Annotated in this window: 22 protein-coding genes; 9 read left to right on the top strand and 13 right to left on the bottom strand. The window is 61.7% G+C overall.

Going from position 1 to position 23,311, the window contains the following annotated elements:
* Positions 1-303: 303 nt before the first annotated feature.
* The 3 genes from AB8B29_RS01635 (at position 304) to AB8B29_RS01625 (ending at position 3,157) form a co-directional block, all read left to right on the top strand.
* The gene (locus tag AB8B29_RS01635; RefSeq protein ID WP_080760637.1) at positions 304-762 is read left to right on the top strand and encodes an NUDIX hydrolase; all 459 of its coding nucleotides are present in this window, start codon (positions 304-306) and stop codon (positions 760-762) included.
* 97 nt (positions 763-859) lie between these two features.
* The gene (locus AB8B29_RS01630) at positions 860-2,401 is read left to right on the top strand and encodes an inorganic phosphate transporter (RefSeq protein ID WP_113119163.1); all 1,542 of its coding nucleotides are present in this window, start codon (positions 860-862) and stop codon (positions 2,399-2,401) included.
* Positions 2,402-2,419: 18 nt separating this feature from the next.
* Positions 2,420-3,157: a 16S rRNA (uracil(1498)-N(3))-methyltransferase gene (locus tag AB8B29_RS01625; RefSeq protein WP_113119164.1), complete on the top strand. Its 738-nt coding sequence runs from the start codon at positions 2,420-2,422 to the stop codon at positions 3,155-3,157.
* A 115-nt stretch (positions 3,158-3,272) separates the two neighbouring features.
* Here AB8B29_RS01625 and AB8B29_RS01620 read toward each other — a convergent pair whose 3' ends face one another.
* Positions 3,273-3,884, bottom strand: coding sequence for a LysE family translocator (locus AB8B29_RS01620; RefSeq protein WP_047561047.1), 612 nt, complete (start codon positions 3,882-3,884; stop codon positions 3,273-3,275).
* Between the two features lie 245 nt (positions 3,885-4,129).
* On the opposite strand from AB8B29_RS01620, the gene AB8B29_RS01615 reads away from it, so the two are divergent.
* The 3 genes from AB8B29_RS01615 (at position 4,130) to AB8B29_RS01605 (ending at position 7,914) form a co-directional block, all read left to right on the top strand.
* Complete coding sequence (locus AB8B29_RS01615; protein ID WP_037198951.1) at positions 4,130-5,503, top strand: glutamate--cysteine ligase; 1,374 nt, start codon at positions 4,130-4,132, stop codon at positions 5,501-5,503.
* Between the two features lie 137 nt (positions 5,504-5,640).
* Positions 5,641-6,519 (top strand): DUF937 domain-containing protein, encoded by an 879-nt coding sequence (locus tag AB8B29_RS01610; RefSeq protein WP_037198953.1) that lies wholly within the window; start codon positions 5,641-5,643, stop codon positions 6,517-6,519.
* A 516-nt stretch (positions 6,520-7,035) separates the two neighbouring features.
* The gene (locus AB8B29_RS01605; RefSeq protein ID WP_047640470.1) at positions 7,036-7,914 is read left to right on the top strand and encodes an aldo/keto reductase family oxidoreductase; all 879 of its coding nucleotides are present in this window, start codon (positions 7,036-7,038) and stop codon (positions 7,912-7,914) included.
* A gap of 102 nt (positions 7,915-8,016) precedes the next feature.
* On the opposite strand, the gene AB8B29_RS01600 is transcribed toward AB8B29_RS01605, so the two are convergent.
* The 3 genes from AB8B29_RS01600 to AB8B29_RS01590 all read right to left on the bottom strand — a co-directional run bounded on the left by AB8B29_RS01600 (position 8,017) and on the right by AB8B29_RS01590 (position 10,833).
* Positions 8,017-9,645, bottom strand: coding sequence for an ABC-F family ATP-binding cassette domain-containing protein (locus tag AB8B29_RS01600; protein ID WP_113119165.1), 1,629 nt, complete (start codon positions 9,643-9,645; stop codon positions 8,017-8,019).
* Between the two features lie 119 nt (positions 9,646-9,764).
* Complete coding sequence (locus tag AB8B29_RS01595; RefSeq protein WP_047640468.1) at positions 9,765-10,343, bottom strand: dienelactone hydrolase family protein; 579 nt, start codon at positions 10,341-10,343, stop codon at positions 9,765-9,767.
* 190 nt (positions 10,344-10,533) lie between these two features.
* Entirely contained in the window at positions 10,534-10,833 is a 300-nt protein-coding gene (locus AB8B29_RS01590; protein WP_037198959.1) for a DUF1127 domain-containing protein, read from the bottom strand.
* A gap of 201 nt (positions 10,834-11,034) precedes the next feature.
* Between AB8B29_RS01590 and AB8B29_RS01585 the strand changes: the two genes are divergently transcribed.
* Positions 11,035-11,988 (top strand): LysR substrate-binding domain-containing protein, encoded by a 954-nt coding sequence (locus AB8B29_RS01585; protein ID WP_037198961.1) that lies wholly within the window; start codon positions 11,035-11,037, stop codon positions 11,986-11,988.
* 39 nt (positions 11,989-12,027) lie between these two features.
* Here the strand turns inward: AB8B29_RS01585 and AB8B29_RS01580 are convergent, their stop codons facing one another.
* The 5 genes from AB8B29_RS01580 to guaB all read right to left on the bottom strand — a co-directional run bounded on the left by AB8B29_RS01580 (position 12,028) and on the right by guaB (position 16,438).
* On the bottom strand, positions 12,028-12,660 hold the full coding sequence (locus AB8B29_RS01580; RefSeq protein WP_037198963.1) for a TetR/AcrR family transcriptional regulator: 633 nt from the start codon (positions 12,658-12,660) through the stop codon (positions 12,028-12,030).
* Positions 12,661-12,868: 208 nt separating this feature from the next.
* Positions 12,869-13,750: a dienelactone hydrolase family protein gene (locus tag AB8B29_RS01575; protein ID WP_047640455.1), complete on the bottom strand. Its 882-nt coding sequence runs from the start codon at positions 13,748-13,750 to the stop codon at positions 12,869-12,871.
* Positions 13,751-13,897: 147 nt separating this feature from the next.
* Positions 13,898-14,320: an MAPEG family protein gene (locus AB8B29_RS01570; RefSeq protein WP_037198967.1), complete on the bottom strand. Its 423-nt coding sequence runs from the start codon at positions 14,318-14,320 to the stop codon at positions 13,898-13,900.
* Positions 14,321-14,362: 42 nt separating this feature from the next.
* Positions 14,363-14,950 (bottom strand): hypothetical protein, encoded by a 588-nt coding sequence (locus AB8B29_RS01565; protein WP_113119167.1) that lies wholly within the window; start codon positions 14,948-14,950, stop codon positions 14,363-14,365.
* Between the two features lie 3 nt (positions 14,951-14,953).
* A complete protein-coding gene (guaB, locus tag AB8B29_RS01560; RefSeq protein ID WP_037198972.1) occupies positions 14,954-16,438 on the bottom strand; it encodes an IMP dehydrogenase in 1,485 nt (494 codons plus the stop codon).
* A 328-nt stretch (positions 16,439-16,766) separates the two neighbouring features.
* On the opposite strand from guaB, the gene AB8B29_RS01555 reads away from it, so the two are divergent.
* On the top strand, positions 16,767-17,654 hold the full coding sequence (locus tag AB8B29_RS01555) for an alpha/beta fold hydrolase (RefSeq protein ID WP_037198974.1): 888 nt from the start codon (positions 16,767-16,769) through the stop codon (positions 17,652-17,654).
* 72 nt (positions 17,655-17,726) lie between these two features.
* Here AB8B29_RS01555 and AB8B29_RS01550 read toward each other — a convergent pair whose 3' ends face one another.
* Positions 17,727-18,599: an MBL fold metallo-hydrolase gene (locus tag AB8B29_RS01550; protein ID WP_439006088.1), complete on the bottom strand. Its 873-nt coding sequence runs from the start codon at positions 18,597-18,599 to the stop codon at positions 17,727-17,729.
* Positions 18,600-18,946: 347 nt separating this feature from the next.
* Here AB8B29_RS01550 and AB8B29_RS01545 point away from each other — a divergent pair, with 347 nt between their 5' ends.
* Positions 18,947-20,377 carry an MFS transporter gene (locus AB8B29_RS01545; RefSeq protein ID WP_113119169.1) on the top strand — a complete coding sequence of 477 codons (1,431 nt, stop codon included), beginning with the start codon at positions 18,947-18,949 and terminating at the stop codon, positions 20,375-20,377.
* A gap of 25 nt (positions 20,378-20,402) precedes the next feature.
* Here AB8B29_RS01545 and AB8B29_RS01540 read toward each other — a convergent pair whose 3' ends face one another.
* The 3 genes from AB8B29_RS01540 to AB8B29_RS01530 form a co-directional block, all read right to left on the bottom strand.
* Positions 20,403-20,786, bottom strand: coding sequence for a VOC family protein (locus AB8B29_RS01540; protein ID WP_037198982.1), 384 nt, complete (start codon positions 20,784-20,786; stop codon positions 20,403-20,405).
* A 63-nt stretch (positions 20,787-20,849) separates the two neighbouring features.
* Positions 20,850-21,569 carry an RlmE family RNA methyltransferase gene (locus AB8B29_RS01535; RefSeq protein WP_037198985.1) on the bottom strand — a complete coding sequence of 240 codons (720 nt, stop codon included), beginning with the start codon at positions 21,567-21,569 and terminating at the stop codon, positions 20,850-20,852.
* Positions 21,566-23,146: a Ppx/GppA phosphatase family protein gene (locus AB8B29_RS01530; protein ID WP_047640451.1), complete on the bottom strand. Its 1,581-nt coding sequence runs from the start codon at positions 23,144-23,146 to the stop codon at positions 21,566-21,568. Before AB8B29_RS01530 ends, AB8B29_RS01535 begins: the two co-directional genes overlap by 4 nt.
* Between the last annotated feature and the right edge of the window lie 165 nt (positions 23,147-23,311).

Raw genomic sequence — 23,311 nt, 5'->3', positions numbered from 1 at the left:
GACAAAGATTTATCTTTTTTTCCAGTATGATAGTGGGCCCGTTTAAGCAACTGCGCCGTCTGCGGCATAAAAATGCTGTTGAATGTCGCTTTCAGCACAATCGCCGGCGAATATCAGAAGGCAAATCCTGCCACTTTTAACTACTCACCACTCAATAAATTTGTGGGGAAATACCATATACCGCCATATGGACCGCAAAACTTTTCCACACGATGTTATTATAGAATACAACCTTCACTCCAGCCCCAAAAGGTGAACCGACAATTGGCCATTTTCAGCCGCATAGCGAATGATGTGCAACTGATGTTTCGGCGTCCGCCGCGACAGCAGTATGCCGCGCTCTGTTATCGGGTGAAGAAGAAGACACGCGATCTCGAAGTGCTGCTGCTGACCAGCCGCGATACAGGTCGCTGGGTCATTCCCAAGGGTTGGCCGATGCCGGGCAAGCTCTCCCATGAAGTCGCGGCGCGTGAAGCCTTCGAGGAGGCCGGCGTGCGCGGCACCGTGGAAACCGCGCCGCTCGGCGCGTTCAGCTACGACAAGGTACTGAAGGACGGCATTCAAGTGCCGTGCCGTGTGCAGGTCTATGCACTCGAAGTCAGCGAACTCGTCAAGAACTTCAAGGAAAAAGGCGAACGCTCCATCGAATGGGTCTCTAGCGACGAAGCGGTCAAGCGCGTTCGCGAGCCGGAATTGCGCGACCTCATCCTTGTCTTCGCACAGCGGATGACGCAAACATCCGCGGTGGAACAGACGAAGTAAGCCACAATACTCACAAGAAACTGTGCCAGGATGCAGGGTGCATATTGCGCCGCCCGTCGGGCAGCGCAATACGAGAGGTTTCGATTCAGAGAATGGCATGCCCGACCAGCCGGCAACACCAGTAAAGCGGACACTCGACAAGGACCTCGACAGATTCACCTATGTCGAGGATGCGACCCATCACGTCACCAAGCGTCTGGTTGCGCCCGGCATCGGCCTGATCTTCCTTGGCCTCGCCATGGTTTTTGCCGGTATCTACGTACTCGACCAACCGCGCGCGACATTGATCTTCGCCGCCGTGGCGCTCGCCGGCTACATGGCCATGAATATCGGCGCCAAGGACGTGGCCAACAATGTTGGTGCGGCGGTGGGCGCACGCGCGATCACCATGACGCAAGCGCTGATCATGGCGGCCATATTCGAAGTTCTCGGCGCAGCGATCTCGGGCGGGCCGGTCATCAACACCATCTCGACGCATATCGTCGACACCAACCGCATCATCAGCAGCGGCAAGCTCGCATGGCTGATGATGGCGGCACTTCTGGCGGCTGCACTCTGGATCAACTTCGCCACCTGGCTGAAAGCCCCCGTTTCGACCACGCATGCGATCGTCGGCGCCGTTGTCGGCGCGGGCGCCGCGGCCGTCGGTCCGGAACTGGTCAATTGGCGAATGCTGGCGGCCATCTCCGCCGGCTGGGTCGTGACGCCTTTTCTCGGCGGCGCCATCGCCGCCAGCATCCTCTTCTTCATCAAGAGCACCATCATCTATCGCGACGACAAGCTCGCAGCCGCCAGATACTGGATCCCAATATTGATCGGGCTGATGGCCGGCGCTTTCTCCAGTTATCTCATCGTGCAGCTCGTGCCCAAAGGGGCGATCTCAGGCCTGCTGAATATCGCAATCGGCTTTGGCTTTGGCGTCGGCGTCATAACATGGCTCGGCGCGCGACCGCTGGTGGCGGCGCAATCGACCGGGCTCGAAAACAAGAACAGTTCGTTGCGCAAGCTTTTTCGCCTGCCGCTGATCGGTGCGGCAGCGCTGATGTCCTTTGCGCATGGCGCCAATGACGTCGCCAATGCAATCGGTCCGCTTGCGGCGATCGTTCGCGATATCGGCCTCGGCGGCTCGCTCAGCGTAGTGGCGGAAACCACCACCCGGAACGCCCCATACTGGGTCGTCCTCATCGGCGGCTGCGGCATTTCTGTCGGCGTGCTGCTCTACGGCCCGCGCCTGATCCGCCTGATCGGCGAACAGATCACCAAGCTCAATCCAATGCGGGCCTATTGCGTCGCCACATCGGCGGCGCTCACCGTCATCGTCGCGGCCTGGTTCGGGTTTCCGGTGAGCTCGACCCATATCGCTGTCGGGTCGGTCTTCGGCGTCGGCTTCTTCCGCGAATGGTATACCAGCCACTCCAGGCGGAGGCTCGCCTACATGCGCGGCAAGGCTGAAGCCGCCGGCATCCCCTGGCACGAGGCCAATAATACCGACGAACGCAACCCTGACGAAATCCATCGCCGGCGCCTGGTGCGCCGCTCGCACTTCATGACCATTATCGCCGCCTGGGCGATCACCCTTCCGATGTCGGCTGTGCTTGCCGCCGTCGTGTATTGGGTTATGGTCGCGCTCTTCATCTAAGGGATTCGAGAGGTATCCATGCGCGCCAATTTCCGCATGCAGCGGCTGTTCGTGACTTCAGACATCGAGGCGGGCAGTGCCATCGAAGCCGATCAGGATCAGTTCAACTATCTCGCCAACGTGCTGCGCATGGAGGACGGCGCGGAGCTGCTGATCTTCAACGGCCGCCACGGCGAATGGAGAGCCAGCATCTCCTTCCCCTCCCGCAAGCGCATACAGCTCACGCCCGTCGAGGAAGCACGGCCGCAGCCGGCCCCTTCCGACCTGCACTATCTCTTCGCGCCCCTGAAGGTCGGGCGGCTCGATTATCTCGTGCAGAAGGCCGTGGAAATGGGCGCGGGCCTGCTGCAGCCGGTCATGACCCAGCATGTGCAGGGCAAAATCACCAATCTGGACAAGGTCAGGGCCAATGTCATCGAGGCGGCGGAGCAATGCGGCATCCTCGGCATTCCCGATGTCGCCGAACCGGTGAAGCTTGCCGATCTGCTCGCCCGCTGGCCGCGCGAGCGGCGCATCATCTATTGCGACGAAGGCGATGCCGGCCAGAATCCATTGCCGCTGCTGACGAAGGTCAAGGAGAAGCATCTGGCGTTGCTGGTTGGCCCCGAGGGCGGGTTTTCGGAAGAAGAGCGCGCGCTGCTGCGCAGCCTCGATTTCGTCACGGCCATCCCCTTGGGACCGCGCATCCTGCGCGCCGACACGGCCGCCGTCGCGGCCATGGCCGTGATCCAGGCCGCGATCGGCGACTGGAACTAGAGCAATTCCAGGAAAAGTGCGTAGCGGTTTTCCGTCCGGAATTGCGTAAAAACAATAGCATAGAGCGGTCAGGCGGTTCCGTGAAACGCGTAACCGCTCTAGGCTCGCCTCGCCGTCAGCCCACCACGGCGAACACCGTCGCAACGACCAGCAGGACAGCCAGGGAGATGTTGACCGCCCGCGAAACCGTGGGATGCTGAAGGAAGCGCGACAGAGAGGCGCCGACGAGAAGCCATACGATATGGATGGCGACGATCATCCCCGTCAGCAGCGCGATCTTCACTGTGGTATCGAGCAGCCGCCGATCCTGAAAGACGCTGACACCGGCGAAGACTGCGGCGATCGCCACATAGGCCTTCGGATTGGCGACAGCCAAAAGGAAGCCACCGGAAAATGCGGGGGCGGCGACCTGATCGTCACTGCGTGCCAGCGGCGGCGCCGTGGCGATCCTGAAGGCGAGGTAAAGGATGTAAACAGCCGAAACCACCGTCAGCACGAGCGCGCCATGCGGCACGGAGAGCAATACGGCAACGACGCCGGCTGCCACGGCCAGCAATACCGCAACAGTGCCGACGATGAGGCCGGACACATATCCAAGCGATCGCCGGAAGCCATAAGCAGCACCCATCGCCGTCGCGCTGATCGTCGAAGGACCGGGGCTCCCCATGATGACCAAGGACGCCAGAAGCAGCGTCAGGATGGGATAAAGGCCATTTTCACCGAACATGGATATGCTCCGTTCATTGTCAGTCGAAGCAAACTATCCGCGGGAATGGCTGGAGGTCTTGAACACTTGTGCAAATATGCCGGCGAGTCGCACAGTCGCGATGCGACCTCTAAGACACAAAATCCTATTTTTTTGAACGACCCTTGAAAGAAATTCACTTGCACCGTACCTCAATCCGCGTCAATCACCCTTCCAATTGGCCTGCGGCTGGCGCGGGTTCTCTTTCCGAGATCTAAGGTAATACCATGGCGCGCGACACCACCGACCAGACTCCGCTCTCATCGGTCTCGGAAATGACGGCCTATCTGGCCGCCGGCAGCAGGCCCAAGGAGGACTTCCGCATCGGTACGGAGCACGAGAAGTTCGTGTTCTTCCGCGCCGACAACAGCCCTGTGCCCTATTTCGGCGAAGCCAGCATTTCCGCACTCCTGAAGGGGCTGCAGGAAAAGAGCGGCTGGGATCCGATCATGGATCGCGGCAACATCATCGGGCTCAGTGAGCCCACAGGCATGGGCGCGATCTCGATCGAGCCGGGCGGCCAGTTCGAATTGTCAGGCGCGCCGCTCGAAACCATCCACGAGACCTGCAAGGAATCCAACAGCCATCTGGCAACCGTGCGCGAGATCGCCGAGCCGATGGGCATTCGCTTCCTCGGGATTGGCGGCAGCCCGAAATGGACCCTGGCCGAAACCCCGCGCATGCCGAAATCCCGCTACGAGATCATGAGCCGCTACATGCCGAAGGTCGGCACCCAGGGTCTCGACATGATGTACCGCACCTGCACGATCCAGGTGAATCTCGATTTTTCGTCGGAAGAGGACATGCGCCGCAAGATGCGCGTGTCGATGAAGCTGCAGTCGCTGGCAACGGCGCTCTTCGCCTCCTCGCCCTTCACCGAGGGCAAGCCAAACGGCCTTTCCTCCTGGCGCGGGGACATCTGGCGCGATACCGACAACAGCCGCGGCGGCCTGCTCGACTTCACCTTCCGGGATGATTTCGGCTTCGAAGACTACGTGAAATGGGCGCTCGACGTTCCCATGTATTTCGTCGTCCGCGACGGTCGCTACCATGACTGTACGCATGTCACCTTCCGCCAGTTCATGAACGGCGCCTTGAAGGGCGAGATCGCGGCCTGGGAGCCGACGATGGGCGACTGGACGAACCATCTTTCGACGCTCTTCCCCGACGTGCGTCTCAAGCGCTTCCTGGAGATGCGCGGCGCCGACGGCGGCCCCTGGCGGCGCATCTGTGCCCTGCCGGCCTTCTGGGTCGGCCTGCTTTACGACGATGCCGCGCTGACGGCTGCCGACGAGCTGACCAAGGACTGGAGCTTCGACGAGGTCAATGCGCTGCGCAACGTCGTGCCGGCGCAAGGCCTGAAGGCCGTGATCAAGGGGCATGGCCTGATGGACATTGCCCGCGAAGTCGTCGGCATTTCCCGCATCGGCCTGAAGAACCGCGCGCGGCTGAATGGCGACGGGCAGGACGAAACCGTCTTCCTCGCACCGCTCGATGAGGTGCTTGCCAAGAAGGGCACGCTCGCCGACGATCTGCTGATGCTCTACAACGGCCGCTGGAACCAGTCGGTCGAGCCGATCTTCGAAGAATATCAATACTGATAGCGGATCTGCCTGCCTTCATCGCCTGGACGGCACGACGGCAGAAACCGGTATGCGCTCTCTTTTTTCCCGCTATACTATCGGAATCATGCGCCGCGTGATTCCGAAGCGGCGTTACTGCGGGGAAAGGGACTTCGATGCTGCCACTCTTCGACATGATGATGCAGGCACAGAACGGCGCCGCGACTGAGGCCATGGCCAAGCAGTTCAACCTCGCGCAGGAACAGGCGACCAAGGCGATGGCGGCGCTGATGCCGGCCTTCTCGACCGGCTTCAAGCGCAGCGCGGCGGACCCCTATAATTTCATGGGCGTGATGCAGGACATCACCTCAGGCAACTATGCCAAATATTTCGAGGACATGGGCAAGGCCTTCACGCCGGAAGGCATTGCCGATGGCAACGCCGTCTTGGCGCGCCTCTTCGGCTCCAAGGAAGTCTCCCGTGCGATCGCGGCGCAGGCCGCACAAATGACCGGCGTCGGCCAGGAGATCTACAAGCGCATGCTGCCCGCCATGGCCGATACGCTAATGGGCGGCCTGTTCAAGGAGACCAGCGGCCAGATACCGCCAATGGCCAATCCCTTCCTCAACACGGCGATGGGCGAGATGATGCAAGGCTGGCTGCAGACCATCGGTTTCGCGCCGAAGCAGCGGCCGTCTCCGCAGGCAAACATCTTCAACAACCCCTTCACCCAGGCGATGGAACTGATGTTCGGCGGCGATCCGGCCAAGCACGGGAAGGCCGAACCCGCCAATCCCTTCCTCGACAATCCCTTTGCCAAGGCGTTTCAGGACATGATGCGCAACTTTCCGATGTCGCCAGTCGAGCCGCCGAAGGAAGAACCCAAGGCGAAGCCCGCCGCCGGCGTCGACATGGCCGCCTATACCGACATGTTCAACGCCATGTTCGACAGCGGCCTGGAAGTGCAGAAGAACTACCAGAAGAACATGGAAACGATCTTCGATAGTTATATGCAGAACGGCAGCCCGGCCAAGACGCCCGAAGGCAAGTCCTAGAGCGTTTTGTTTCTTTACGCATTCCAGACGGAAAACCGCTTCGCACTTTTCCTGGAAATGCTCTAACCGCGCTGCCACACGCGGCGTGCAGGCTGGAGGCGACCGATGGGCCTACGCGGCAAGCGTCGGATAGTCGATATAGCCCTTGGCTCCGGGCGCACAGAAGGTCGAGCGATCCGGTTCGTTTAGAGGCGCGTTGCGACGAAAACGCTCCGGCAATCCGGGTTGGCGAGAAAGACCGTGCCAAAACCACCGCGTCGGCTTTGCCTTCCCTTAAGAGCTCCTCCGCACGCGCCTGAGTGAGCCCACCACCGATGATATATGATCCGGCGAGACGCGGACGGAGCAGCTCATGATAATCCACCGTCGCACCGAACAGCGCGACATGGAGAGACAACGATCTCAAGCAAACTCGACATCCATTGTTCGAAATTCCGCACAACCTGTACTGATTGCACCCGGTTATCAAACAGCGGGATTGCGCATATCTCTGTTCCATCTTGAATGGAGATAATCATGTCCAACATCGATCAATCCGGCAGCTTTACCCTCGGCGACTATAGCGTCAAACGTCTCGGCTACGGCGCCATGCAGCTTGCGGGCCCCGGCGTGTTCGGGCCGCCCAAGGATCACGAGACGGCGCTCGCCGTATTGCGCGCAGCGGTCGCCGCTGGCGTCGACCATATCGACACAAGCGATTTCTACGGCCCGCACGTTACCAACCGGCTGATCCGCGAAGCGCTCCACCCCTACCGTGACGATCTCGTCATTGTCACCAAGATCGGCGCCCGGAGGGGCACGGATGCCTCATGGCTGCCGGCCTTCTCTCGCGAGGAGCTGACGCAGGCGGTGCATGACAATCTCCGCAATCTGGGGCTGGATGTGCTTGACGTCGTCAACCTTCGCATCATGCTCGATGTGCATGGTCCCGCCGAGGGGTCGATCGAGGCGCCCCTGACAATCCTGGCTGATCTTCAGAGGCAGGGTCTCGTGCGTCACATCGGGCTCAGCAACGTCACCGCCAAGCAGATCGCCGAGGGACGTGGGATCACCGAGATCGTCTGCGTGCAGAACCAGTATAATCTGGCTCACCGGGCCGACGACACTCTGATCGACGAGCTTGCCCGCGACGGTATCGCCTATGTGCCGTTCTTTCCGCTCGGCGGGTTCTCCCCGTTGCAATCCTCCACCCTGTCCGATGTCGCCGCACGCCTGAAGGCTACGCCGATGCAGGTGGCGCTCGCCTGGCTGCTTCAACGCGCACCGAATATCCTGCTCATTCCCGGCACCTCGTCTCTCGAGCACTTGCAGCAGAATCTCGCCGCCGCCGGGCTCGTGCTGCCGAAGAACGAGATTGCCGAACTGGATCGCATCGCGGGCGTCGGCGCCGCCTGACGCTCTCTGGATCCGATTGTTTTGGAGCTCCCCCGCCCCGCTCATGGCAGAGGCGGGGGTGTTGCACACGTCACGAGCTTAACCGCATGACGCAGTTTTTCCTCATTCCACGGTCCCTGCCCAATCGGTGGTCCCTGCCCAATCGGTCGTCCGCAAGGGTAATTCCAGCCGACGCGATATCCCGATGCTCTCCAGAAATATCTCGTCGTGGCTGACCACCAGCAGCGCGCCGTCATAAGCGCGCAATCCCGCCTCGACCGCCGCGATCGAATCGATATCGAGATGATTGGTGGGTTCGTCGAGGATCAACAGTGCTGGCGGCACCGCTCCGCCGAGCACGCAGGCAAGGCCTGCGCGCAACAGCTGTCCGCCGCTCAAGGTGGAGACGATCTGCAGCGCCGCATCCGCCCTGAACATGAAGCGCGCGAGCGCGGCGCGGCAGGCCGTTTCGTCCGCATCCGGATTGATGTCGCGGAAGTTGTCGCGGATCGAAAGCGATGGATCGAGCAGGCTGACGCGCTGATCCAGGATGGCTGAGGAGACGACGCGCACCGTCCCACTCCATGGCTCCAACGCACCGGAGACGAGCGCCAGAAGCGTCGTCTTGCCCGAGCCGTTCGGCCCGGTGATCGCAATGCGTTCCGGGCCGGTGATGACGAAATCGAAATCGCTGATAATCGGTCGTTCCGGCTGATAGCCGGCGGTGACTTTCTCCATCTTCAGAACGATCCGGCTTGCCGGCAATCCCGATGTCGGCAGCTTGACCGTCAGCGGTTGCAGGATCTCGATCTTTTCGCGGGCGGCTGCGGCATCCTGCAAAGCCTGGGCGCGCCGGCGCTCGGCAAGACGCGCGTTCTCGCCGCCCGTCGTCTCGCTTCGCTCCTTCAATCCGCCGAGCATGATGCGCGGTATGCCGCCTTTGGCCGCCATCTTCCGGCCGGCCTTGTCCCGGCGGGCCTGCCGCTCGACTGTTGCCTGCGCGCTTCGTGCGACCTCAACTACGCGCTTCTCGGCCTCGGCGAACTCATGCTCGACCGCCGCCAGCTCCAGGACCTTGCGTTCACGATATTGGCTCCAGTTGCCGCCGTAACGTGTCGCCCCGAGCGAGGTCAGCTCGACGATCGCATCCATCGCATCGAGCAGCTCCCTGTCATGGCTGACCACGATCGCGCCCGCTCTCCAGTTCGAAAGCAGATCGATCACCGAGGCACGGCCGTCGCGGTCGAGATTATTGGTCGGTTCGTCCAGAATGAGGAAATCGGGATCGTCGACGATCAGCGCCGCAAGGCCACATCGCGTGCGCTGCCCGCCAGACAGGGTGACGAGAAGTGTCTCGGGCGAGACATCGAGCCCGACGCGATGGAGCGCCGAGGCGATGCGGGCCTCCAGCGTCCAGTCCGCCGAGGCGAGTTCTTCGGCCGTTGCCCCGCCAGCCTCCGCACGCTTCAGGACGGCCAGTGCCTCGCTCGCCCCGAAGAGATCGGCGACGGTTTCACCGGCCTGCACTTGAACGCTCTGACGCAGGATGCCCAGTCTGCCGTTGAAGGAGACCGTGCCGGACCGGGGCTGCAATTCGCCGGCAACGAGCTTGAGCAGCGTCGTCTTGCCGACGCCGTTGCGGCCGACAAGGCCCGTGCGTTCGGTGCCGAAGCTCAGATCGAGATTGGAAAGAAGCGGCCGGCCGTCAGGCGTGGACCAAGAAAGATTGGATAGAACGATGGATGAAGGCATGGATACGAATGTCCCCGATGGCAAGGCTGAACGGCATTGCGGTCGGGTTGGAATCCATTGCGGCACACATCCTGTTTGAATGACTGATGCCCATAAGTTAGGCGACAAATAGTTTCAGTTCAAGCTTGGGCGTCGACGGCATCAAGAAAGCTTATGACTCGCTTCCAGGTGAGGTCGGCAGCCGCGGCATCATAATCGGGCAGGCTGGCATCGGTATAAAGATGGCCGCCGCCGGGATAGGTGAATATATCCGCCGCGATCCCGGACCGCGCGGCCGCCGATCGCCAGGCGGCAACATCCTCCTCCGGTTCGAACGGATCCGGTTCGGCAAGATGGAGCTGAACGGGCAGGCCCTTGCGGGCATTGTCGGCAATTCCGGCGATGCCATGCAGGAAAAGGACGCCGGCGGTCTTCGGCCGTTTCGGCCAGAGGCTCGCCGCAACGGCGGCGCCCATCGAAAACCCGGCGAGCACAGTCGATGCAGGCAGGCCCGCCATCGCCCATTCCGCGCGCTCGCAAATCGTCGGCCAGCCGATTTCGTCCTTGAATTCAAAGCCTTCTTCGATCGATCGGGCGATCAGCCCTTCATAGAGATCCGGTGCGAAAGCCTTGTGTCCGGCCGCCTGCACGCGCTCGACGGCCTCATTTTCGAGAGAACGCAAGCCATAGACAGAGTGGAAGAAGATCACGGTTGCCATCGCCACATCCCTGCAATTTCGATCAGCGGTAACATAAGGCAATTGCCGCTGCAGGCAACTTGTCCGCCCATGGTCTGCCGTCGGAACAATATCCACAAAAAGAAAAAACCCGGTGTTGGCCTGAGGCCGAACACCGGGAAAGAGGCAGGGCTTATTGGCTATCACCCTGCGGGGAAACTATTTTCCGACTTCAGTCGCGGAAGCTGCGGAAGGCGGAGAGGCGTGTGCGGCGACGCGCGGAATTAGTCAGGTGGCTGGACGGGTCCTCGAAGAAGGTCGAGGTGATCAGCGCGGCGTCGAGGTCCTGGCGGGTCAGGCCGATGTCCTTCAGCTGGCTGTCGTTCAGCTCATTCAGATAGTGGATCTCGCGGCGATTGCGGATTGCGCGCCAGCCGGATGCCACATTGGCGAAAGCAAGCATCAAGCGTGCCGTCAACGGCAGCGACCGTGTTGCAGGGCCGAGGTGAAGTGTCCGATCTGTCGTGCGCATTTCCGTAGTCCTTTCCTTGAGGCACACGCTAGCCAAGCCCCTTCCCGATGATCTGGGAAAGGGGCGTCGGCCGGGAGAAGTTCGATAAGAGCTTCTGTTCGATTGGTATGCTGAATTGCATCAGGAAGATGCCAAAGCCCTATTGATCAGTCCAACGAATGTTTCTAATGATAACTATCAAACTCCTTTATAGGTGAGACCATGGCCGCGCCGCTCGACCTCGACCAATTGCAGACCTTCATCGCAATCGTGGATTCCGGCAGCTTCACCAAGGCCGCCGACCGGGTATTCAAGACACAGTCGGCGGTTTCGATGCAGATGCGCCGGCTGGAAGAGCGCGTCGGCAAGCAGCTTTTCATCAAGGACGGCCGCGGCAACCGCCTGACCGCCGAAGGCGAAAAACTGCTCAACTACGCCCGCCGCATCATCCGCCTGAACAACGAAGCGATGGCCGCCTTCGACGACAACCGTCTCGAAGGGACGTTGCGGATCGGCACGCCGGATGATTACGCCGACCGCTACATGCCCGAGATCATCGGCCGCTTCGCCAAGACGCATCCGAACGTCGAGCTCTACATCGTCTGCGAACCCTCGGTCGATCTTGCCGAGCGGATGCATCGCGGCGAGCTCGATATCGCGCTCGTCACGCACAATCCGCGTGAGAGAATGTCCGATGTCGTGCGGACGGAGCCGCTCTGCTGGGTCGGCTCGGCCAACCATCCGCTGCGCGACGATGCACCCATCCCGCTCGCCGTCGGGCGGCGCGACTGTCAGTGGCGCCAGCTTGCCTGCTCGGCGCTCGATGCCGGCGGCCGCGACTATCAGATCCTGTTCACCAGCTGGTCCTGCACCGTGGTTGCGGCGGCGGTGCTCGCCGGGATGGCGGTTTCGGTCATGCCGGAATCGGCGCTCAGGACCGGCATGAAAGTGCTGACCCAGGCCGACGGTTTCCCGCCCCTGCCGCCAGTGCAGATCGGCATCATGAAGCGGGCGGGCCTTTCCGTGTCGCTGATGAACGCCATCACCGCCCATATCTCCGCCTGCCTGGACAACATCACGCCGGCAGCGGTCGACGACGACCTCGATGGCGAGGTGAAGACCTACACCCGCTATTCTCCAAGGCTGCGCGCCGGGCATATCCTGCCGGGCTGGTAAGCGCCTTTTCGGCAACCGGCGCCTCTTTGCCCGATCTTGCTACGCTGCCGGCTCTGCCAGCAGCGTAGCGCGGATCACCTGTTTCCATTCATGCAGCAAGCGTATCGACATTCCATGGTCGCTCATGATGGCAAAGCGGACGGATGCGCCGATCAGATGGCTGAAGAGCTGCGTGCGCGCCTTCAGGTCGATGCGGCTTTCGGCCGGCAGGAAGGGCTGGATATTACTGAGGAATATTTCAGCGACGTGATTGCTGTGCTGCATGTTGAGCTGCAGGATATCCCTGTCTATCTCCGTTCCCAACCATACGCCCAGATAGGCCGGATCGCCGCGAAATTCGCGGTAGTACCAATCGATCATGCCGCAAACCAGTTCCACGGCATGGTCAAGCGACCTTACGGCGGCGAAGGCTTCCCCGACCTTCTGCTGGATGAGATTGGCGTGACGCTCGAGCAAGGCCCTGACGATCGCGGCCTTGTCCGGGAAATACTGATAGATCGAACCGATCGGGATCCCGGCCACGGTGGCCAGCTCCGTCATTTTCACCGCGCTGACGCCCTTCTCCGCGATCAACCTGGCGGCAACGGCGAGAATGGCGTCGACACGCTGGATGCTTCGTTCCTGCTGCGGCCTCTTGCGGAACGTGGTGTGGGCGGGGCTATCAGGACTCATGCATTTCCCGTTTCCTTGTCATGCGGAACGACGCGGGGCGTGGAGACGCTATGGCATACACGCGTTCAACGCGCGTAAAAGGGAAAATTCCAATTTTAAGTATAGTCGAGATGCACGCTGCGGCTGCGACGACCAAGGCCGGCCATGGTCTCGGCCTTGGTGCATGATGATTGCCTCATCGGGAGGCATCGACGACGTATGATGCGCCCTACGCCACGTATTTTTTCAGGAACTCGACGGTTCGGCCCCAGGCCAGATCCGCAGCCTTCTTGTCATAACGGGCGGCGGACGTATCATTGTTGAAGGCGTGGTTGACCCCGTCATAGACGAAGATCTCGAAGGTCTTGCCGCCGGCCTGCAACTCCTTGCGATAGGCATCGATTCCGGCATTGATGCGATCGTCAAGGCCGGCATAATGCAGCAGAAGAGCGGCCTTGATGTTCGGGACATCGCTCGCCGGCGGCTGCGCGCCGTAATAGGCGACACCGGCCTTCAATTCCGGCGAAATGGTCGCGAAGCGATTGATAAGGCCGCCGCCCCAGCAGAAGCCGACAGCGCCGACCTTGCCGTTGGCCCCGTCGAGCTTGGCGAGATAGGCGAGGCTCGCCTCGGCATTGGCTGCCGTCAGCGCCGGGTCGAGATTGGTGAACATGTCGCGCGCCTTGTCCTCGTCCTCGGGCGTGCCGCCGAGCGGCGACAGGAAGTCCGGCGCCAGCGCGATAAAACCTTCCAGTGCCATACGGCGCGCCACGTCACGAATATGCGGATTGAGGCCACGGTTTTCGTGGATGACGATGACGCCGCCGAGCTTGCCGGCCGCATCCTTCGGACGGACGAGATACCCCTTCATCTCGCCCTTGCTGCCGGCGTAGGTGACATCCTTGCCTTTCACCCTGTTGTCGTCGGCGGCAATGACCTCGGCACTCGCCTTGTTGGCGGCAAGCAGCGGCGCGATGGCGGCGGCAGCTCCGGCCGAGCCTGCAAGCTTCGTCAGCTTTTCCATGAAGCCCCGACGATCGAGCGTCAGATGCGTATATTCGTCATAGGCGTTGATCATCGCCTGCGTCACGATGGGCTTGTCCGTGCTCATGGTCCTGTTCTCCCTATTTTTCTCCGGCAGCCGGCACGTTGCTGCAAGCCACCCGCTGACAAGATAGGTCGCCGGGTCGCAGCGTAACGACAAAGGAAGAACACAAATACGTTACCGCAGGTTACTATCAGCGATTACGCACGCCGCTTAGGAGAAGGCGAGCCAGACGCCGAGCCAGACCCACATGCCGGCCAGCACAATATAGCCCAGGGCAAAGAGCGGGCTGCGGTAGCGCAGGTTGTTGCTGGTCACATGCACGAAGGCATGCACATAGCGCGTGGCGACGAACAGCCAGGCAAGGATCACGGCAGGCAGGTTATCCGCCTGGGTCACATAGAGCACGATGCAGCAGACGTAAAAGAGCAAGGGAAGCTCGAACTGATTGGCGATGCTGTTGCGCACCACCAGGCTTTCCGCAGGCTCGTCGCCGGCATGGTTTTCGCGAAATTGTGAGGGCTTGATCCGGCCGTCGTTCACCAGAACGCGGCGACGCCAACCCAGCAATGCATAGAGAATGAAAACAAGCACCGCATGCGCCACCATCGGCCAGAACATTTCATAGCCTGTCAAGTCGCCAACTCCCTTGGAATTTCCGAAAGCCGAAACGGTCGATCAGGACGGTCTGGAGCCGTCCGGCGAGAGGTAGCGAAAAATCGCGAAACGGGCCAGCAGAATAACGGTCACTACCAGCGTCAGGAACTTCAGCCTCACGATGATTGGCAGCACGCTTGAAAGAAGCGTTACGGTCGAGTCCGATGGCATCGCCGGCGGATAAAGCATGAGGCCGGCGATATTCTCGGCATAATCGACAACCCCATAAAAGACCGGCAGACAGAAAATGACTGTGGTCGCGCCCGGCGGAAGGGGGCGGCCGAAGAAGAAACCGCCGGGACCGATCAGACGCATCAGGCAGAACAACAGGCCGGCCCGCACCAGCGGAAAGACCAGTTCCGGTCCGAGATACATGGAATGCAGGATTGCAGCCAGATCGGGATGATCCTTGAGATAGCGCACCATGGCAATGACATCACCCTGCTCGTAGCCGCCGATGCGCGCATCCAGCATCTGCTGCCCCGCCGCATTGCGAAAGGCAGTGACGAAGCCGGCATAGATCCAGGCAAACAGCGCCAGGCAGAGAGCCGCGAGGATCGCCGTCAGGCCCTGCAGGGACCTGACGCTGCCTTGGGCTTGATCTGCCATCAATCAGACGCCTCCACCCGGATAGTTCGGGCTTTCGCGGGTGATCGTGACGTCATGGGCATGGCTTTCACGCAGGCCCGCGCCGGAGATGCGCACAAAAGTGGCGCGCTCCTGGAAGTCCTTGAGATCGGCGCCGCCGACATAGCCCATCGCAGCCTTGAGGCCGCCGGCGAGCTGATGCAGCACGCCCGAGACCGGGCCCTTGTAGGGTACCTGGCCTTCGATGCCTTCCGGCACCAGCTTCAGCGTGTCGCGGACCTCAGCCTGGAAGTAGCGATCGGCCGAGCCGCGCGCCATGGCACCGACGGAGCCCATGCCGCGATAGGCCTTGAAGGAGCGACCCTGGTAGAGATAGACCTCGCCCGGGCTTTCATCCGTGCCGGCCAGCAGCGAGCCGACCATAGCGGCGGAAGCGCCGGCGGCGATGGCCTTGGCCAGATCGCCGGAGAACTTGATGCCGCCATCGGCGATGACGGGGATGTTCTGGTCCTGAGCGGCCTGGACCGCCGACATGATGGCCGCGAGCTGCGGCACGCCGACGCCAGCGACGATGCGGGTCGTGCAGATGGAGCCGGGGCCGATGCCGACCTTGACGGCGTCCGCGCCGGCATCGATCAGCGCTCGCGTGCCGTCATAGGTAGCGACGTTGCCGGCCATGATGCGGACCGAGTTGGTGAGCTTCTTGACGCGGGTGACGGCGTCGAGAACGCGCTGCGAATGGCCATGGGCGGTATCCACGACCAGGAGGTCGACGCCGGCTTCGATCAGGCGTTCGGCGCGCTCGAAGCCGTCGTCGCCGACGCTGATGGCGGCGGCGGCGCGCAGGCGGCCCTGCGCATCCTTCGAGGCATTCGGGTTGAGCTGCGACTTCTCGATATCCTTGACCGTGATCAGGCCGACGAGGCGACCTTCGCCGTCTACAACAAGCAGTTTCTCGATGCGATGCTTGTGCAGCAGGCGCTTGGCTTCCTGCTGCTGCACGCCGTCCGTGACCATGATGAGGTTTTCACGGGTCATCAGCTCGTAGATCTTCTGCTGAGGATCGGAAGCGAAGCGGACGTCGCGATTGGTGAGGATGCCAACGGGGAGTTGCGACTTTTCAACGACCGGAATGCCGGAAATGCCATGCGCCCTCATCAGGGCGAGTGCCTCGGCAAGCGTCGCGTCGGGACCGATCGTCACCGGATTGACCACCATGCCGCTTTCGAATTTCTTGACCTGGCGGACCTCTTCGGCCTGCTGGACCGGCGTCAGGTTGCGGTGGATAACACCGAGGCCGCCGGCCTGGGCCATGGCGATGGCAAGACGGCTTTCCGTCACCGTGTCCATCGCGGCTGACATGATCGGCAGGTTCAGTTCTATGTCCTGGGCGATGCGGGTGGCAATATTCGTCTGGCCGGGCATGACCTCGGAGTGTCCCGGCTGCAGGAGCACGTCGTCGAATGTCAGAGCATCCAACCCGGTTGACGTTTCAATAATGCGTGCCATGGCCAAATTCCTTCGTCTGTGAAAAACAGCAAGGCTCCGGAACGAATCGTCTACCGGGCGATCTTGCAAGTGTTGCTTGGAAGTTGGCGAGGGCTGGTAACACGTCTATGACAGGAAGGGAATAGGGAAAAGCGCCCGGTGGATAACACCATCCCCCACACCGTGCCATGAAACTGCAAACGGCGAGTGTTTGGGCGGCTTTTATGGAAATCCGCTCTCTAGGCATGCAACCGTTGCAGGCATTCGGGATTTCGATTGCCGTATGAGGTTCCCTTTGCCATGCTGGGACATACTGGGCGCGCAGCTTTGAACGGAAGAGAGATCGGGGATGAAGACCGTCACCGCCGGAGTCCTGGAAATCGCCTATCACGAAACCGGACCGCTCGACGGCAAGCCGGTCATCCTGCTGCACGGCTTCCCCTATGATGTCCATGCCTACGACGAGGTCGCACAACAGCTTGCAACAGAGGGCTGGCGCTGTCTCGTGCCGTTCCTGCGCGGCTACGGCCCGACCCGTTTCCTGTCAGATGAGACCTTCCGCTCCGGAGAGCAAGCGGCGCTCGGCGCCGATCTGCTGGCATTCATGGATGCGCTATCCATCCCTTCAGCCGTGCTCGGGGGCTATGATTGGGGCGGACGGGCAGCCTGTATCGTCGCAGCACTTTGGCCCGAGCGCGTTCGAGGGCTGGTGAGCTGCGGAACGGGATACAACATCCAGAATATCGCCATGGCCGAACACCCGGTCTCGCCGGAGGAAGAATGCCGTTATTGGTATCAGTACTATTTCCACTCGGAACGCGGCCGAGCCGGGCTTGCTCAGAATCGCCGCGACCTTTGCCGTTTCATCTGGCGGATATGGTCTCCGACATGGACATTCGATGACGCCACCTTCGAACAGAGCTATCTCGCGTTTGAAAATCCCGATTTCGTTGACATCGTCATTCACTCCTATCGGCATCGCTTCGGTGGCATCCCTGGGGATCCGGCGTTGCAGCCCATCGAGGCGCTACTAGCGAAACAGCCTGACATCACCGTGCCGACTGTCGTTCTGCAGGGAGCAGACGACGGGGTCGATCCACCAGATGCGATCGACTACGCCGCCAGCCATTTCACAACACCATTTTATGAGCGCCGCGTCATTCCCAAGGTAGGTCACAACTTGCCGCAGGAAGCGCCGGCCGCCTTTGCAGCCGCCATCCGTTCCGTCGCGAGATAGGGTGATGATCTATTCCACGACTGTAGCGTAAGGCTTATGTCCGGGAGCCAAGGCAGGACTATCCCCCTGCCCTCACAAGTCGAACTGATAGGTCTTCGGAATGTAGCGGAAGCCTTCCGGCTGCTTCTCGACGAAGCCGACGGCGGGGAAAGGCATGTGGAAGCCGAGGAAGGGAATCCGGTCGGCGGCGATCATATCGAAGATGCGCCGCCGGGTTTTGGCGGCTTGAGTCTTATCCACATCGAAGCGGACTTCCCAGTCCGGACGGCCGACGGACAGGATATAGTGATTGGCGGTATCGCCGGTCATGACAAGCTGCTTGCCGTCCGATTCCAGATGAAACACGAGATGGCCGGGCGTGTGACCAGGCGCGAGCATGGCGGTCATGCCGCTGACGATCTGGTCGCCATCCTTAAGGAAGGTCATCTTCTCGGCGAAGGGCGCCACATTGGCAAGCACGGACTTCTGGCCGCCTTCGGCGGGCGTGCCTTCGCGCGCCTTGTCGGTCCAGAAGCCATATTCGATCTCGCCGGCAACGTAGCGGGCGTTCGGAAATGCCGGGACGCCATCCTCCATCAGCCCGCCGATATGATCTCCGTGCAGATGCGTCAGAGCGACGACGGTCACCTGTTCCGGCGTATAGCCAACGGCCTTCAGGCCCTCGCGAAAGCGACCAAGACCGCGCGCGCGGCCGGCGGCGCCGATGCCGGTGTCGACGACGATCACGTCGGAACCCGTGTCGATAATGGCGGGCGTATAGCTGTTCACAAGCTTTTCCGTCGGCAGGAGATTCTGCTCCAGCAGTTTGCGGACCGTATCCGGTGCCTGGTTCGAGCCGAAGATTTCCCACGGGTTGTCCATGACACTGGCACCGTCCTTGATGACGGTGACGGTGCAGGATCCCAATTTGAACTGGTGCGCGTCTGGGGGCGGAACGGCAGTCATGATGTCACTCCTTGTACTGGGGCAGCGTAAGCTGCGCCTATCATCGCCGCCGGCAACGAGGGCCGGGAATATGATCTTGCGTGACCGATAATTTGGTCATGACAAGACAATCCAATTCCGCTAATACACGGGCGGCGTTTTATGCGTTTAGCATTTCCATGCTCTTAGCATATGTCAAATCCTGCGTTCCGCGCCACGCGGCAGCGGACATCACGAAGACGTGATCTCCGAGCGATCATGGAGCAGAATCCGGGATTGGCAGCGGCTTCACATAGGACTACAGAGCGGCTGACTGCCTCCCCAGCGGTCCGCCTTCCCGAAGATAAGACCCATCAAGGCAAGCGCCTATGAATCGCATCGTTCCGCTGATCCTCGCCGTCGCTCTCTTCATGGAACAGATGGATTCCACGGTCATCGCGACAGCGCTGCCGGCGATCGCCAACGATCTGCATGTCGGCCCAATCACCCTCAAACTGGCGCTGACCTCCTACATGGTGTCGCTCGCGGTATTCATCCCGATCAGCGGCTGGATGGCGGACCGCTTCGGTGCGAAGAACATTTTCCGCATCGCCATCTGCGTCTTCGTCATCGGCTCCATCATGTGCGCCTTTTCGGGCGGCCTCTTGGAATTCGTCTTTGCCCGTTTCCTGCAGGGTGTCGGTGGCTCGATGATGACACCGGTCGGACGCCTGGTGCTGGTGCGCACCACGCAGAAGAGCGATCTGGTCTCGGCCATGGCGCTGCTTTCCATTCCGGCACTTGTCGGCCCGCTGGCCGGCCCGCCACTCGGCGGTTTCATCACCACCTATGCCTCCTGGCACTGGATCTTCCTGATCAACGTACCCGTCGGCATTCTCGGCGTCATCCTGTCGTCAATCTTCCTGCCGGAAGTCGAGGCCACCATGCCGCCGAAGCTCGATGCTATCGGCTTCCTGCTGACGTCCTTCGCGGCGGCCGGCGTCGTCTTCGGCATGTCGGTCATCAGCCTGCCGGCGCTCCCGCCATACATCGGCATCTCGGCCATCGTCGTCGGCTTCGTCTGCGGCTTCCTCTATATCGGCCACGCACGTCGCCACCCCGCACCGATCCTCGACCTGTCTCTGTTGAAGAACGGCACCTTCCGCGCTTCCGTCACCGGCGGCACGCTGTTTCGCATCTGCATCGGCGCCATGCCCTTCCTGACGCCGCTGATGCTGCAGCTCGGCTTCGGCCTCAATCCGTTCCAGTCCGGCCTGATCACCTTTGCCGGCGCGATCGGCGCGATCTCGACCAAGTTCATCGCGCGCCGGGTCTTTACCGCCGTCGGCTTCAAGACAGCACTTCTTTCGGCTGCGGCCGTCACGACAATTACGACGATCTGCACCGGCCTCTTCCAGCCGTGGACGTCGCATCTCATCATCATCGGAGTGCTGTTGATCGGCGGCTTCTCGCGCTCGTTCTTCTTCACCGGCATCAATGCGCTCGCCTTTGCCGATATCAGCGACAAGCAGGCGAGCCAGGCGACCTCCATGAGCTCCGTCATGCAGCAGATCAGCCTGGCGCTCGGCGTCGCGGTCGCTGCCATGATCCTGGAAACCTCGACTTTCTTCCGCGGCACGGAACTGCAGGTCAGCGATTTCCACATCGCCTTCTTCTGCATCTCGGCCCTGACCGTGCTTGCCACTATTCCCTTCATCAGAATGGATCGCAGCGCCGGCGCCACGGTCTCCGGCCACAAGGCCGGCCTGAAGCGCGTAGCCACCGCGCAGCCACAGGTGCAGCAGCCGGCCGCAAAATGATGACGCGTCAGTCAGGCGTCGGCGCCTATTCCGGTCTTTCGCAGACGGCGCTCAGCTTGTTGCCATCGGGGTCGCGCACATAGGCAGCATAGAAATTGGCATGGAAGGAACGAAGGCCGGGCTTGCCTTCATCGGTGCCGCCATTGGCCAGGGCCGCGGCATGGAAGGCGTCGACATCCGAGCGGCTTTCCGCATGCAGAGCAACCATCGAGCCATTGCCGATCGTTGCGGCGCGGTGATCATAGGGGGTCACCACCCAGAACCGGCAACGGACGTCGCCATCGGCGGCATAGCCGATTTCCTCGTCCGATTCGCGTTGACGCCGGTAGCCGAGGATCGGCAAAACTGCGTCATAGAAGCCGCGAGCACGCGGAATGTCGTTGGAACCGAGCGTGACGTAAAGAAGCATGGTGATGATGAGCCGCCTTCAGTATCGAGGGGACCACATCATCGACCAAAAGCGACTGCTCAATCAAGCGCTTATTGTGCCGTGCTCGACATTGCGTCCCTTGAAGCCTTTTGCCAGCAGGAACATTTCGACCGATTCCGCCCTGGATGCACCCGGCTTCACATGGACGACCTGGCGGAAGTTCTGCTTCAGCAGGTTCAGCAGGTCGCGCTCCGTGCCGCCCTGGAAGGTCTTGGCGAGGAAATGCCCGCCCTCGGCCAGAACCTCGATTGCGAAATGCGCCGCGACCTCGCAGAGATGCATGGTGCGCAGGTGATCGGTGCGGTGATGGCCCGTCGTCGGCGCCGCCATATCCGACATCACCAAGTCCGGCTCACCGCCGACAGCATCGACCAGCCGTTGCGGCGCGTCCGGGTCGAGAAAGTCGAGCTGCAGGATGGTGACGCCAGGCAGATGCGCCATTTCCAGAAAGTCGATGGCCGCGACGCGAATATCGTCTTCCGTCGAGCCGGTCACCTTGGCCGCGATCTGCGACCAGCTTCCCGGTGCCGCACCCAGATCGATGATGCGGCGTGCGCCCTTCAGGATCTGGTGCTTCTCGTCGATCTCCAGCAGCTTGAAGGCGGCGCGGGCGCGATAGCCTTCAAGCTGGGCTCGCTGCACATAGGGATCGTTGATGTGCCGATGCAGCCACTCCCGCGAGGAGGCCTTCAGCTTCTTTTTCTTGACGCGCTGGCCGAGCTTGCGGCCCGTGCGGTTGCCGGCGATGGTTGGCTTACTCAAGTCTGCGGCCCCTTTACGTCCCTCGGTCGATAACCGCGGCGCGAGCGGCCCCGCCGCCAAACGCCGTCATCCGCCATCATGTCGGTAAGCAATCCCTCGCGCAGGCCACGATCGGCAACGCGCATGCGCGGGCTCGGCCAGCGGCGGCGGATCGCCTCCAGAATGGCGCAGCCCGCAAGAACCAGATCAGCGCGATCCGGCCCGATGCAAGGATTGGCGGCGCGGCCGGCAAAGTCCCACGAGAGCAGCTTCGCCTGCATCGCGCTGACCTCGTCGTCCGACAGCCAGACACCGTCGACCCTGCGCCGATCGTAACGCGGCAGATCGAGATGCACACCGGCAAGTGTCGTCACCGTGCCCGACGTGCCGATCAGATGGAAATCGCCGCTATCGCGTGCGGCCCCCTGTACCGGCGGGCAATCGAAATGTTCGAGCATGCGCTCAACCTCGCACACCATCGTCTCGAACAGCTCCGGCGTTACGTCGCGTCCGCCGTGCCGCTCCGAAAGCGTTACCACGCCGACGGGCAGTGAGGTCCAATGGGTGATATGATTGGCAAGCCGGCTCGAGCGGTTTTCGCCGATGCGGATGACGGCAATCTCGGAGGAGCCGCCGCCGATATCGAAAAGCACGACCGAACGCGCTTCCGGCCCGACGAGCGACGAGCAACCGGAGACGGCAAGCCGCGCTTCGGTCTCGCGGTCGATGATCTCCAGCTGCAATCCCGTTTCGGCGGTGACGCGCTCGAGGAAGGCCTCGCCATTGTCAGCCGCGCGGCAAGCTTCGGTCGCGATCAGCCGCATGCGGCGGATCTCACGCGTCTTCAGCTTGGCGGCGCAGATGCGCAGCGCCTCGACGGCCCGGTCCATGGCATCGCCGGACAGCCGTCCACTGGCGCCAAGCCCCTCGCCGAGACGCACGATTCGCGAGAATGCATCGATGACCCGGAACTGCCCCGGGCGCGTCGGCTGCGCGATCAGCAGGCGGCAATTGTTGGTGCCGAGATCAAGCGCGGCGTAAAGGTCGACCGGACGGGAATCGCCTTCGGCATGATGATGCTGCGCATGCCCCTCACGCCGCGGCATCGATTGCCGGTCATGGCGATGATCCTCATGGACCTGCACGTGCCCGGCGGCAAACGCATTCGTCGGGGCGACAATCTGTGCGGTCTTCTCATGCGCCAGTGGCCGGCCCTGCAAGCCGCGTTTGCTGCGGTGCTTGCGCCGGTTCTTGCCGCTCTTGTGCGATGAGGGATGTCCATGATCCGACGCGGCACGATGTTCCGGCGCGGACGAGGGCTGTTGTATCGGAGAAGCGTGCTGCCCATCACCATGGGCTCCGCCACGGGCGCGGCGTCGGCGCTTTCGCTTTTTGGCCGGGGAACCGGCTTCATCCTCTGTTGGGCGCGTCGCCGCCGGGCTGGGCTTGCCTGCCTGACTGGCCTCGGCAGAATGAGCGGTCGGACGGCCATGGCCGCCACGCTTGCGCTTCGCGCGCCGGGAGGATTTACCCTTCCTGCGCTCTGCTTCCGACGCCCCGTCTGCCTGCGGCGCTTTGCCGCTGTCGGGGTCACTCACGTATCTTTTCCACCGCGCCGAGCGACACCTTCCGGCATGCTGCAGGCGCTCATTCGATTTTCGTTGGGCCGAGAATACCAGCAGGATGGGTTTTCGCCAAATTCTTTTTAGATCGCGCCATTTTAGCTATTCGGTCGCGCTGCTTCCAGCATCCCCCTAACCCGA

Source organism: Rhizobium sp. 11_C7_N12_5 (assembly GCF_051811145.1).
GTDB lineage: Bacteria > Pseudomonadota > Alphaproteobacteria > Rhizobiales > Rhizobiaceae > Rhizobium > Rhizobium lusitanum.
This window is presented reverse-complemented; position numbering and strand designations above follow the sequence as displayed.